The 12,824-nt window shown below is 73.3% G+C and carries 9 protein-coding genes; 2 read left to right on the top strand and 7 right to left on the bottom strand.

Annotated elements, in window-relative coordinates:
- Positions 1-14: 14 nt before the first annotated feature.
- From ACFY61_RS08005 to mce, 7 genes are all read right to left on the bottom strand, one after another.
- Entirely contained in the window at positions 15-845 is an 831-nt protein-coding gene (locus ACFY61_RS08005) for an ABC transporter permease (protein WP_389468470.1), read from the bottom strand.
- Complete coding sequence (locus tag ACFY61_RS08000; protein ID WP_389468467.1) at positions 842-1,993, bottom strand: ABC transporter ATP-binding protein; 1,152 nt, start codon at positions 1,991-1,993, stop codon at positions 842-844. The genes ACFY61_RS08005 and ACFY61_RS08000 overlap by 4 nt, the downstream gene beginning before the upstream one ends.
- Before the next feature lie 147 nt (positions 1,994-2,140).
- Positions 2,141-2,917 (bottom strand): ABC transporter permease, encoded by a 777-nt coding sequence (locus tag ACFY61_RS07995; RefSeq protein ID WP_389468465.1) that lies wholly within the window; start codon positions 2,915-2,917, stop codon positions 2,141-2,143.
- A 2-nt stretch (positions 2,918-2,919) separates the two neighbouring features.
- Entirely contained in the window at positions 2,920-3,930 is a 1,011-nt protein-coding gene (locus tag ACFY61_RS07990) for an ATP-binding cassette domain-containing protein (RefSeq protein WP_389468462.1), read from the bottom strand.
- 114 nt (positions 3,931-4,044) lie between these two features.
- Positions 4,045-4,983 carry a cellulose-binding protein gene (locus tag ACFY61_RS07985; RefSeq protein ID WP_389468459.1) on the bottom strand — a complete coding sequence of 313 codons (939 nt, stop codon included), beginning with the start codon at positions 4,981-4,983 and terminating at the stop codon, positions 4,045-4,047.
- Positions 4,984-5,177: 194 nt separating this feature from the next.
- Positions 5,178-9,800 carry a polarized growth protein Scy gene (gene scy, locus ACFY61_RS07980; protein WP_389469282.1) on the bottom strand — a complete coding sequence of 1,541 codons (4,623 nt, stop codon included), beginning with the start codon at positions 9,798-9,800 and terminating at the stop codon, positions 5,178-5,180.
- A gap of 182 nt (positions 9,801-9,982) precedes the next feature.
- Complete coding sequence (gene mce, locus ACFY61_RS07975; RefSeq protein WP_389468456.1) at positions 9,983-10,420, bottom strand: methylmalonyl-CoA epimerase; 438 nt, start codon at positions 10,418-10,420, stop codon at positions 9,983-9,985.
- A 135-nt stretch (positions 10,421-10,555) separates the two neighbouring features.
- Here mce and ACFY61_RS07970 point away from each other — a divergent pair, with 135 nt between their 5' ends.
- Both ACFY61_RS07970 and meaB read left to right on the top strand, forming a co-directional pair.
- Positions 10,556-11,758, top strand: coding sequence for an acetyl-CoA C-acetyltransferase (locus ACFY61_RS07970; RefSeq protein WP_389468453.1), 1,203 nt, complete (start codon positions 10,556-10,558; stop codon positions 11,756-11,758).
- Between the two features lie 54 nt (positions 11,759-11,812).
- Positions 11,813-12,772, top strand: coding sequence for a methylmalonyl Co-A mutase-associated GTPase MeaB (gene meaB / locus ACFY61_RS07965; RefSeq protein WP_389468450.1), 960 nt, complete (start codon positions 11,813-11,815; stop codon positions 12,770-12,772).
- Positions 12,773-12,824: the final 52 nt, after the last annotated feature.

Below are 12,824 nucleotides of genomic sequence, written 5' to 3'. Positions count from 1 at the left end.
CGGGGCCGCCCGGGTCAGACGTCGCGGCGGCCGACGACGACGTACGAGGCGGCGACCGCGGCCGCCGTGACCAGCCCCAGCACCCCCAGTTGCTCCAGGTCGCCGGGGATGCGGAAGGAGCCGTCGGTGCCGCCGTCGGCTCCGCCGGCGCCGAACAGCTGGATCAGGGCGAGCGGCGAGCTGTAGCCGATCATGACCCCGCCGAACTGGGCGGTGGCCTCCCACACCCCGAGCATGCTGCCCAGCACCGGGGGCACCGTGACCACGCCCAGCATGACGGCGATCGCCCCGGCCGAGTGCCGGACGAGCGCCCCGACGGCCAGGGCGAGCACCCCGAGCCCGGTGACGTACACGCTCCCGGCCAGCGCGCCGGTCCACTCGGAGGCGGAGTGCACGCCGGAGCCGGCGCCGGAGTGCACCAGGGCCGCCCAGATGCCGACCAGGAACACCGAGAACGCCACGGTGGCGAAGGCCGCGGCGCCGAAGACGAGGTACTTCGCGGTGAGGACCCGGTGCCGGTCGGGGGCGGCGGTGAGCGTGGAGCGGATCAGCCCGGTGCCGTACTCGGAACTTATGGTCAGCACGCCCAGCACGATCACCGACACCTGCCCGACCATCAGCCCGAACATGGCGGGGCCGGTGTAGGGCATGGTCTCGTAGTCCACCGCGCCGGTCTGCAGCACGGCGAGCCCGCCGACGCCGGTCACCAGCAGCACCAGCGTGCCGAGGGTCCACAGGGTGGAGCGCACCGAGACCAGCTTGGTCCACTCCGAGGCCACGGCGTGCGCCAGGGTGGGCCGGGGCGAGGTCAGCGGCGAGGTGTAGGCCGGGGCCGGGCCGGTCATCGGTTGTCCTCTGGGTCGTTCCTGGTACTGGACGAGGCGTCGTGGCCGGCCGCGGCGGCCGCCAGGTCGGCGGCGCTCCCGGGCATCAGGAAGGGCCGAGCGCCGGTGCCGTCCGGGGGCGGCGGGGCGTAGAACCCGGCGGCGGTCTCGGCCGGGAGCGCGGCGGCGCCGTCGTCCTCCCAGGCGGGCAGCGCCAGCGGATCGGGCTCGAACAGCTCCGCCCGCGGGTCGTCGGTGGAGGTGTACTCCACCGAGCTGTGGGTCATCCGCATGTACGCCTCCTCCAGCGAGGCCTTGTGCGGGGACAGCTCCCACAGCCGTACGCCGGCCCCGTGCGCGAGGTCGGAGATGCGGGGGAGGTCCACCCCGGTCACCCGGAGGGCGCCGTCGGGCTCCTGGAGCACCCGGCCGCCCTCCGCGATGAGGAGTTCCGTGAGGGTGTGGGCGTCCCGGGCGGTGTCGTCGGCGGTCCGTACCCGTGCGAATCCGGCCGAGTTGTGGGCGATGAACTCCTGGACGCCCATGTCGGCGAGGAGCCGTCCGCGGCCGATGACGATCAGGTGGTCGGCGGTGAGGGCCATCTCGCTCATCAGGTGTGAGGAGACGAACACGGTCCGGCCCTCGGAGGCGAGCTGCTTCATGAGGTTGCGGACCCAGAGGATGCCCTCCGGGTCGAGGCCGTTGACCGGCTCGTCGAACAGCAGCACCTTCGGGTCGCCGAGCAGGGCGGCGGCGATGCCCAGGCGCTGGCCCATGCCCAGGGAGAAGCCCTTGGTCCGCTGCCGGGCCACGTCCTGCAGGCCGACCACGCCGAGCACCTCGTCGACCCGCTTCTCCGGGATGCCGGAGAGCTGGGCGAGGGCCAGCAGGTGGGTGCGGGCCCGGCGGCCCCCGTGCACGGCCTTGGCGTCGAGCAGGGCGCCGACGTTCCGCTGGGCGTGGGGCAGCTCACGGAAGGGGTGGCCGTTGATCGTGACATGACCGGAAGTGGGCTGGTCCAGTCCCAGGATCATGCGCATGGTGGTGGACTTCCCGGACCCGTTGGGTCCCAGGAAGCCGGTCACCAGACCGGGCCTGACCTGGAAGGAGAGCTGGTCGACGGCGGTCTTCGCGCCGAAGCGCTTGGTCAGCCCGACTGCCTCGATCATGCTCTGCCCCTTGCCGCGCCGGGCGACGGTCACCCGCGTAAGGCTTAAGAGGATATCGAGCGCCGTTCGGTTCCGTCCCGGGCCGCATCCCTGAGGTACCCCTGAGGCACCCCTGAGATCCGGCCCGGGGCCGGCGGCGTGCGCGGCTCAGGCGTCGCGCTTCTTCAGTACCAGCAGGCCGCCGGCCACGGCGGCGACGACCCACAGCAGCATGATGCCGAGACCGCCCCAGGGGCCGTAGGGGGTCTCCGGGGAGCCGAAGGCGTTCGGGACGATCTGCATGATCTTCGAGCCCGCCTTGTCCGGCAGGAACTGGCCGACCTTCCGGGTCGCGTCGAAACCGCTCAGCAGGTTCGAGACGATCAGGAAGAACGGGATCAGGATGCTGATCGCGGCGACCGAGCTGCGCAGCATGGCGGCCACGCCCATCGAGAACACGGCGAGCAGTGCCATGTACACGCCGGCGCCGACCACGGCGCGCAGCACGTTGTCCGCGCCGAGGGTGGTGGAGTGGTCACCGAGGACGGCCTGACCGAGGAAGAACGTCAGGAAGCTGGTCAGCAGCCCGACCACCAGGGCCAGGGCCGTCGCCACGGCGATCTTGCCGAGCAGGAAGCCGGCGCGGTGGGGCACCGCGGCGAGCGAGGTGCGGATCATGCCCGTGCTGTATTCGGTGCTGACCACCATCACGCCGAAGACGATCATCGACAGCTGGCCGAAGGCCATCCCGGTGAAGCTGACCAGGGTGGGGTCGAAGGTGGCGCGTTCGATCTCGCTCATCTGGTCGATGCCGGACTTGGCCGCGAGGCAGAAGAGGGCACCGAACCCGGCGGTGGCGAGCAGGGCGATGGCCAGCGTCCAGCTGGTGGAGGCGACCGTGCGGATCTTGGTCCACTCGGAGCGGAAGACGGCGGTGAAGGCCATGGTCACTCCCCGCCCTTCCGCGTGGCGTCGGAGCCGGCTCCCCAGGCGGGGACCTCGGCGGGCCGGGCCGGGTTGTCGGCGGCCATGCCGGGGGCCGGGACCGCGGGGGCGTGGGCGTGGTACTCGACCGCGTCCGCCGTCATGCGCATGAACGCTTCCTCCAGTGAAGCCCGTTGCGGGCTGAGTTCGTGCAGCACGATCTGGTGCTGTGCGGCCAGCTCGCCGAGTTCCTCGGCGGTGGTGCCGTCGATCTCCAGCGCCCCGGTGCCGGGGACGTCGACCGCCGTGATCCCGGCCGCGTGGAGGACGTCCAGGAGGCGTTCCCGCTGCGGGGTGCGCAGCCGCACGTAGCTGCGCGAGTTCTCCTGGATGAAATCCGTCATCGTCGTGTCGGCCAGCAGCTTTCCCTGGCCGATGACGATCAAATGATCCGCGGTCAGCGCCATTTCGCTCATCAGGTGGGAGGAAACGAAGATCGTCCTTCCCTGCGCCGCAAGACCCTTCATCAGATTGCGGATCCAGAGAATTCCCTCCGGGTCCAGACCATTGACGGGTTCGTCGAACATCAGGATCTCCGGGTCGCCGAGCAGCGCGGCGGCGATGCCGAGGCGCTGGCCCATGCCCAGGGAGAATCCCTTCGACTTCTTCTTCGCGACGGCCGTGAGCCCGACCAGCTCCAGCACCTCGCCGACCCGGCTCTCCGGGATGCGGTTCGACTGGGCCAGGCAGAGCAGGTTGTTGTACGCGCTGCGCCCGCCGTGCATCGCCTTGGCGTCCAGCAGCGCCCCGATGTGCTTCAGCGGTTCCGGCAGGTCCCGGTAGTGCTTCCCGTCGATCCGGACCGTGCCGCTGGTCGGGTTGTCAAGGTCGAGCATCATGCGCATGGTCGTCGACTTGCCCGCCCCGTTGGGGCCGAGGAAGCCGGTGACCACCCCCGGTCTGACCTGGAAGCTGAGGCTGTCGACGGCGGTCTTGGCGCCGAAGCGTTTCGTGAGTCCCTCTAGCTCGATCATGCGGCTCACGCTAGAACGCCCGAAGGCCCTACGCCAATGGGAAACCTGGCGTAAGGCCTTCGGGCACGGGGGGATTTCTCTACACGGGCTACTGGTGGGTAGTCTGTCGGTGCGTCAGCGGCTCTGCTGGGCCGGAACCCCGCGGGAGACCGGCTCGTCGTCCACGATCGGGTTGGCCGCGGCGACCGCCGCACCGGTCAGCGTCGCGAGCATCTCGCGGACGTTGGTCAGCTGGGCGTTGATGGAGTCGCGGCGGTTGGTGAGGGCCGCCAGCTCGCGCTCCGACTCGCTGCGGATGCGGTCGGCCTTGGCGTTGGCGTCGGCCACGATGTCCTCGGCCTGGCGCTGCGCGGTCTCCACGGTCTGGCGGGCCCGGCGCTCGGCGTCCGTACGCAGCTTCTCGGCCTCCAGGCGGAGCTGCTCGGCCCGGTGCTCGATCTCGGCGAGACGCTTCTCCGCCTTGGCCTGGCGGGATGCCAGGTCGCGCTCGGACTGCTCGCGGCGCTTGGCCAGGTTGGTCTCGAAGTCCGCGGCGGCCTGGGCGGCCTTGGCGCGGGTCTCCTCGAACAGCGCGTCGGCCTCCTCGCGCTTGGACTGGGCGTCCTTCTGGGCCTCGCTGCGCAGCTGCTGGGCGTCGCCCTTCGCCTTCTCGACGATCCGGACGCCCTCGTCCTCCGCCTTCGCCTTCCGCTCGGCGGCGAAGGACTCGGCGTCGTTGCGCACCTGCTGGGCGGCCGACTCGGCCAGCTCGCGGTGCTGCTCGGCCGCGCGACGGGCCTCCTCGCGCAGGTCCTTCGCCTCCTCCTCGGCGAGCCGCAGGATCTTCTCGACCCGGGCGCCGAGACCGGCGTACGACGGCTCGGCGTCGTTGACCTGTGCCTGTGCGTTCTGCGTCTCGAGGTGGAGCTCCTCGATGCGCTTCTCCAGGGAGTTGATGCGGGACAGGGCGCTGTCACGGTCGGCGACGAGCTTGGTAATGCGGTCGTCCACCTGACCGCGGTCGTAACCACGCCGCACGAGCTCGAAGCCGAAGGGGGAGGAAGTGTCGCTCATGGGGTTCCTGTCGAATGAGACCGATGAGGTGCTAGGTGAGGTGTTAAGGGGAATCCTAGGCGCCGGACCGGCGTGTCATCGAGTCAATCCGCGATTGCCCTGGACAATGACACCCCTTTTGAGTGGCAAGGCGACAGAATGCTTGTCCCCCGTTCGCCTGAAGTCCCATCAGGAGCACACTTCAGTCCGAGCTGCTAGCCCTCTGACGATTTGCCACCCGAACGAGTGGAACCCGCCGCCGCCCCGGCCTTCACGCCGCCGGCACCCTGACCGCCGACCGATGGCTTTCCGCCACCCGAAGGCGCCTCGAATGATTCCAACGCCTCAAGCACGTCCTGGACACGGGAGATCTCGGCCTGGATGTCCTCCCGCCGGCGCACCAGAACCTCCAGCTCACGGCGGCCCTCCTCGACCAGCCGCTCCGCCTCCGCCCTGGCCTCCCGCAGGATCTCCTCGGCCTCGCGGCTCAGTTCCGCCTTCTTCTGCTCGGCCTCCTTGAGCAGTTGCTCGGCCTTGCGCACCGCGGCGATGCGCACCTTGGACGCCTCGCTGCTCGCCTCCGACACCAGCTCCTTGGCCTTGGCCTCGGCCTCGGCGCTCTGCTCGGTCGCCGCCTTCACCAGCTTGTCCACGCGCTCGCCGGCCGACTTCATCTGCTCGGCCGACTCGCGGCGGGCCCGCTCGTGCAGCTCCTCGACCTCGGACTCCACACGGGCCCGGAGCTCTTCCGCCCGCTCCCTTATGGCGGACGCGTCCGTACGCGCGCCGACCAGCAGCTCGTCCGCGTCGGTACGGGCCTTCTCGACCAGCGAGTTCCCCTCGACGGTCGCCTCCGAGGTGATCCGCGCGGCCTCCTTGCGGGCCGCGTCCACCATCGTGTCGGCCTGCTCCTCGGCCGCCGTGGTCGCCGCCAGCGCCTGCGCCTGGGCCTGGGAGGTGAGCCTCTCCGCCTCCGCCGCGGCCTCCGAGATGAGCCGGTCCACCTGCTCCGCGGCCTCGGTGCGGCGCTTGTTGGCCGCCTCCCGGGCCTCGTCGAGGAGCCGCTCCGCCTCCTGGCGCGCCTCGTTACGGGTGCGCTCCGCCTCGGCCGCCGCGTCCGCCTTGACCCGCTCGGCCTCCGAGCGGGTACGGGTGGCGTGCTCCTGCGCGGAGGCCAGTGCCTCCGCCGCCTCGGCGCGCAGCCGCTCGGCCTCCGCCGCGGCCTCGCCGACCGTGCGCTCGTTGTCCTTGCGGGTCCGCTCGGTGAGCTTCTCCGCCTCGGCCGCGGCCTCGGCGACGAGCCGGTCCGCCTGCTCGGCGGCCTCGGTGCGCAGCCGGTTGCCCTCGGCCCGGGCCTCGTCCAGGGTCTGCTCCGACTCCCGCTCGGCACCCGCCAGGGTCTCGGCCGCCGCCGCGGTGACCCGCTCGGCCTCCGCCGTGGCCTCGCCGATGATCCGTCCGCCGTCCCTCCGGGCGTCGTCGAGGATCCGCTCGGCCACGGCCTTGAGCGCCTCCGCGCGCTCCTTCGCCTCGCCGACCGTACGGTCGTTGGCCGCCCGCGTCTCGACCGTCATCCGCTCGGTCTCGGCGGTGGCCTCACCGATCAGGCGGGCACCCTCGGCGCGCGCCTCGTCCAGGGTCCGGGCCGCGTCGCGCTCGGCCGCGGCCAGGGTCTCGGCGGCCTTGGCGGTCAGCACCCCGGCCTCCGCGCGGCCGGCCTCCAGCGCCTGGGCCGCCTCGGCGAGCAGGCGGTCGGCCTCCGCCGCGGCCTCGCCGACCGTGCGCTCGTTGTCCTTGCGGGTCCGCTCGGTGAGCTTCTCCGCCTCGGCCGCGGCCTCGGCGACGAGCCGGTCCGCCTGCTCGGCGGCCTCGGTCCGCAGCCGGTTGCCCTCGGCCCGGGCCTCGTCCAGGGTGCCGGCGGCCTCGGCGCGGGTGGCCTCCGCGGCCGCGGCGGCCTCGGCGGTGATCCGCTCCGCCTCGGCGGTGGCCCCGCCCACGGTGGCCTCGTTGGCCGCCCGGGTCTCCTCGATCAGGCGCTCCGCCTCGGCGGTCGCCGCCTCCTTGATCCGGACGCCCTCCGCGCGGGACTCCTCCAGCGAGACCGCCGCCTCGTTGCGGATCCGGTTGGCGTCGTCGCGGGCGTCGGCCCGGGTACGGGCGGCGTCCCGCTCGGCCGCGGCCAGCGCGTCCGTCGCCTCGGTACGCACCCGCTGCGCGTACTCGGCGGTGTCGGCGCGCAGCTGCTCCGCCTCCGCGATGGCGTCGCCGACCGTGCGCTCCGCCAGCGCCTTCGCCGCGTCCGTCTCCGTGCGCGCCTCGCTGCGGATGCGGCCCGCGTCCTCGGCGGCGCGCTCCCGCTCCGCGTAGGCGTCGGCGCGGACCCGGTCCGCCTCCTCCTGCGCCTCGGTCCTCGTACGCTCCGCCGCGTGCTCGGCGGCACTGCGCAGTCCGGCGATCTCCTCCTCGGCCTGCTCGTGCAGCCCGGCCACGGACTCGCGTACCTCGCGGGCCGTGACCTCGGCGGCCGCCACCAGCTCCGCGGCCCGCCGGTCCGCCTCCTCGACCAGGCGGGTGGCCTCGGCCTGCGCCTCCTCGGACCGCTTGCGGGCGGCGGCCAGCAACTCCTCGCTCTGCTCCCGGGCCTGGGCACGCTCGCGCCCGGCCTCCTCGCGCGCTCCGGCCAGGGTCTCCTCGGCCTCGCGGCGGCGCCGCGCGGCCTCCTCCTGGGCGGCAGCGAGGGCCTCCGCGGCTTCCCCGGCGACCCGCTCGGCCGCCGCCTTCGCCTCGGCGCGCACCCGGTCGGCGGTCTCCTGGGCCTCCACCCGGACCCGCTCGGCCTCGGCCTCCGCCTCACCGGTCAGCCGTACGGCGACCTGCTCGGCCTCGGCGCGGACCCGGCCGGCGTCGTCCGCCGCGTCCGTGCGCAGCCGCTCGGCCTCGGCCTCGGACTGCGCCTGGAGGGTGCGGATGCGTTCCGCCGACTCGGCGCGCAGCCGGTCGGTCTCCTCGGCGGCCTCCCGGCGGAGGTTCTCGGCGGCCGCGCGGGCGTCCCGCAGCGTCTCCTCCGCCGTGGTCAGCCGGGACTCGGCCTCCTGCTGCTGCCGGGCGAGTTCGGCCTCGGCCTCGGCCTGCCTGGCCGCCAGCTGCCGCTCGGTCTCCTCGCGGCGCTCGCGTACGGCCGCGTCCGTCTCCGCGCGCAGCGCCTCCGCGGCCTCCTCGGCCTCGGCGCGCAGGTGCTCGGCCTCGGCGCGGGTGCGCTCCAGGGTCTCCTCGGCCTGGGTGCGCAGCGCGCCGGCCCGCTCGATGGCCTCGGACCGGACCCGCTCGCTCTCCGCCACGGCCCCGCGGCGCAGTTCGTCGGCGTCCGCCTTGGCCTTGCCGAGCAGTTCCTCGGCGGTCTTCGCCGCCTCCTCGATCTGGGTGACGGCCTCACGGCGGGCCTCGCCGCGGATCCGCTCGCCCTCGGCGACGGCCTCCGCGCGCAGTTGCTCGGCCTCGCCGCGCAGCCGCCGCGCCTCCTCCTGGAGTTCGACGGTCTTCGCCCGGTACTCGGCGGTGTCGTCCTTCGCCGCGCCCTTGAGCTGCTCGGCGGTGGCGGCGGCCTGCGCGTGCAGCCGCTCGGCCTCGGCCTCCGCCTCGCGGCGGATCCGCTCGGCCTCCTCCGTCGCCGCCCGGGTGGTGGCCCGGGCGTCCTCGGAGGCCTTGTTGAGGACGTCCTCGGCGGTACGGGCGGCCTTCGCGAGCTGGGCCGCGGTGTCCTCGGCGGCCGCGGTACGGGCCTGCTCGCCGGCCTCGGTGCGCAGCCGCTCGGCCTGCGCACGGGCGTCGGCCAGGGCCTGCTCGGCCTCGGCCTTGAGGGCCTCGGCCTCCTTGGTGGCCTCGCCGACGAGCCGGGCCACCTGCTCCTTCGCGGTGCGGGTGCGCTGCTCGCCCGCCGACTCGGCGGAGGAGAGCCGGCGCGCCGCCTCCTCCTTGGCCTCGGCCAGCACCTTCTCGGCCTCGGCGCGGGCCTCGCGCAGGGCCCGCTCGGCCTCCTGGGCCCGCTGGTCGGCGAGCCGGCCCAGGTCCAGGGTCTGCTGACGGGTCTGCTCGGACTCGGCGGTGGCGGTGGAACGCAGCCGCTCGGCGTGCTCGGTGGCCTCCTGGGCCTGCGCGGACGCGGCGGCGAGCAGCCGCTCGGCCTCCTTGCGGGCGCGCAGCAGGGTGGCCTCGGCCTCGGCGCGGCCGGCCTCGGAGGCCTCGGCCAGCCGGCGGCGGGTCTCCTCGGCGACCCTGGCGGCCTCGGCGCGGGCCGCGGCCAGGGCCTGCTCGGCCTCGGCGCGGGACTCCTCCAGCAGGCGCCGCGCCTGGGCCTCCGTGCGGGCCCTCAGCTGCTCGGCCCAGGCCACGTTCTCGTTGACGTGCGCCTCGACGGTCTGCCGGCGCTCGTTGAGCTCCTGGTCCAGCCGCTGGCGGCGGTTGACCGCCTCGGTGTGCAGTTCGGCCTGGAGGCGGGCCTGGTGCTCGGCGTGCTCCTGGAGGATGCGCTGGGTCTGGGCGCGGGCCTCGCGCAGTTCGCGCTCGGCGTCGGAACGCATCTGGTCGGCCTGGAGCTGCGCGTCGCGCAGCATCTGCTCGGCCTGGTAGCCGATGTCCTGGCCGTTGTAGGCGGGGCGGGACGCGAGCGCGCGGCGCACCTCGTGGAGCTTGGCCCGCAGCACCTCGACCTGGTAGCCCAGGTCCTCGGCGTGCTGGACGGCCTTCTCGCGCTCCTTCTTCAGCCGCTCCATCTCGGCCTCGAAGCGCGAGAGATGGTCGGCCTCAGCCTGATGGCTCTCCTGGCGTTCGTAGCCCCGCACGGCGCGGTCCCATCCGTCCCCTGGTCGCAAGCTCACTCCCAATGAGCACCGTCCGCCCGCTGAACGGCGCCCCCGGGGGAATGGTGTCAGATGCCGGGGCAGGGGTCATGGGCCCCGACCCCCTCCGCACCGAACCCCGGCCGAGCCAACGGCCACTCTACCGGCCGGGGATACGGGCCGGGTCAGTGCTGGGGGAGGTCGGGGGCGGAGGTGACGATCTCGGTCAGGACGCCGTGGCAGTCCTTGGGGTGCAGGAAGGTGATCTTCGAGCCCATGGAGCCGGTGCGCGGCTCGTCGTAGAGGACCCGGACGCCCTTGGCGCGGATGGCCTCGGAGTCGCCGCGGACGTCCTCGGTGCCGAAGGCGATGTGGTGCACGCCCTCGCCGTTCTTGGCGAGCCACTTGCCCACCGCGGAGTCCTCGCGGGTGGGCTCCAGCAGCTGGAGGTAGGAGGCGCCGCCGTCCGAGGTCTCGTTGATCTTGAGCATGGCCTCGCGAACGCCCTGCTCCTCGTTCACCTCGGTGTGGAACACCTCGAAGCCGTACGTGGCACGGTAGAACTCGACAGTCCTGTCGAGGTCGAAGCAGGCGATCCCGATGTGGTCGATTCTTGTCAGCATGGGTCCAGTGCACTGCCATGGGACCCGGTTACGCAACGTGCGCGCGATCACACCGACGGCCCGGTGACGCGGCCCATACCGCTCAGTACATTCGTGTGAACCCTCGTTCACTCCTCATCCAAGGGGCTGTGCCTCATGTCCGGAACGAACCAGACCACTTCCGTGATCGTCGCTGGGGCCCGCACGCCCATGGGGCGGCTGCTCGGCTCGCTGAAGTCCTTCTCGGGCGCCGACCTCGGCGGGATCGCCATCAAGGCCGCGCTGGACCGGGCCGGTATCTCCGGCGACCAGGTCCAGTACGTGATCATGGGGCAGGTGCTGCAGGCCGGCGCCGGCCAGATCCCCGCCCGCCAGGCCGCCGTCAAGGCCGGGATCCCGATGAACGTCCCCGCGCTGACGATCAACAAGGTCTGCCTGTCGGGCCTGGACGCCATCGCCCTCGCCGACCAGTTGATCCGCGCCGGCGAGTTCGACGTGGTCGTCGCGGGCGGCCAGGAGTCGATGACCAACGCCCCGCACCTGCTGCCGAAGACCCGCGAGGGCTACAAGTACGGCGCCGTCGAGATGCTCGACGCGATGGCCTACGACGGCCTGACCGACGCCTTCGAGGGCATCGCCATGGGCGAGTCCACGGAGAAGCACAACGCCCGCCTCGGCATCGAGCGCGCCCCGCAGGACGAGTTCGCGGCGCTCTCGCACCAGCGGGCCGCCGCCGCGCAGAAGAACGGCGTCTTCGAGGCCGAGATCACCCCGGTGGAGATCCCGCAGCGCAAGGGCGAGCCGGTCGTCTTCGCGAAGGACGAGGGCATCCGCCCCGAGACCACCGCGGAGTCGCTGGGCAAGCTCCGCCCGGCCTTCGCCAAGGACGGCACCATCACCGCCGGCACCTCCTCGCAGATCTCCGACGGCGCGGCCGCGGTGGTCGTCATGAGCAAGGCGAAGGCGGAGGAGCTGGGCCTGGAGTGGATCGCCGAGATCGGCGCCCACGGCAACGTGGCCGGTCCGGACAACTCGCTCCAGTCGCAGCCGTCGAACGCGATCGCGCACGCCCTGAAGAAGGAGGGCAAGGAGGTCGCGGACCTCGACCTGATCGAGATCAACGAGGCGTTCGCGGCGGTCGCCGTCCAGTCAATGAAGGACCTGGGCGTGACCCCGGAAAAGGTGAACGTCAACGGTGGCGCGATCGCGCTGGGCCACCCCATCGGCATGTCCGGCGCCCGCGTGGTGCTCCACCTGGCGCTGGAGCTCAAGCGGCGGGGCGGCGGCCTCGGCGCGGCCGCGCTGTGCGGCGGCGGCGGCCAGGGCGACGCGCTGATCGTGCGGGTCCCCAAGTCCTGACGGCGGTCACCCGCCCGCAGCGTTAGCCGAACCGAAACGAGGAGCGCAGCACGTATGACGGTGGACGTCCCCCAGCTGGTGGCCCAGGCCCGTGAGGGGAGGCCGAGGGCGGTCGCCCGGCTGATCTCACTGGTCGAGGGGGCGTCCCCGCAGCTCCGCGAGGTGATGGCGGCGCTGGCCCCGCTCACCGGCGGGGCGTACGTGGTGGGCCTGACGGGCTCGCCGGGCGTGGGCAAGTCCACGTCCACGTCGGCGCTGGTGTCGGCGTACCGGCGGGCCGGCAAGCGGGTCGGCGTCCTGGCCGTCGACCCGTCCTCGCCGTTCTCCGGCGGCGCCCTGCTGGGCGACCGGGTCCGGATGTCCGACCACGCCTCGGACCCCGGGGTGTACATCCGCTCCATGGCCACCCGGGGCCACCTGGGCGGGCTGTCGTGGGCGGCGCCGCAGGCGATCCGGGTGCTGGACGCGGCGGGCTGCGACGTGGTGCTGGTCGAGACGGTGGGCGTGGGCCAGTCCGAGGTCGAGATCGCGGCGCAGGCCGACACCTGCGCGGTGCTGCTGGCGCCGGGCATGGGCGACGGGATCCAGGCCGCGAAGGCGGGGATCCTGGAGATCGGCGACCTGTACGTGGTGAACAAGGCGGACCGGGACGGGGCGGACGCGACGGCCCGGGAGCTGAACCACATGCTGGGCCTGGGCGAGTCCCGGGGGCCTGGGGACTGGCGGCCGCCGATCATCAAGACGGTGGCGTCGCGGGGCGAGGGCGTCGACGAGGTGGTCGAGGCGCTGGAGAAGCACCGGGCGTGGATGGACGAGCGGGGGGTCCTGGCGGAGCGGCGGGCGGCGCGGGCGGCGCGGGAGATCGAGACGATCGCGATCACGGCGTTGCGGTCGCGGCTGGCGGACGTGCACGGCGACGCCCACCTGGGCGGGCTGGCGGCCCGCGTGGCCTCGGGGGACCTGGACCCCTACGCTGCCGCGGACGCCCTGCTGACCACCCTGACGGAGTCCTAGCGCTCGAGCGGCCCCGGCGGGACCTCCGCCAGGGCTCGTGGAGCGCCGCCGC

This window comes from Streptomyces sp. NPDC012888 (genome assembly GCF_042900645.1).
Lineage (GTDB): Bacteria > Actinomycetota > Actinomycetes > Streptomycetales > Streptomycetaceae > Streptomyces.
The sequence above is the reverse complement of the archived record's forward strand: the minus strand, read 5'-3'. Positions and strand labels throughout refer to the sequence as shown.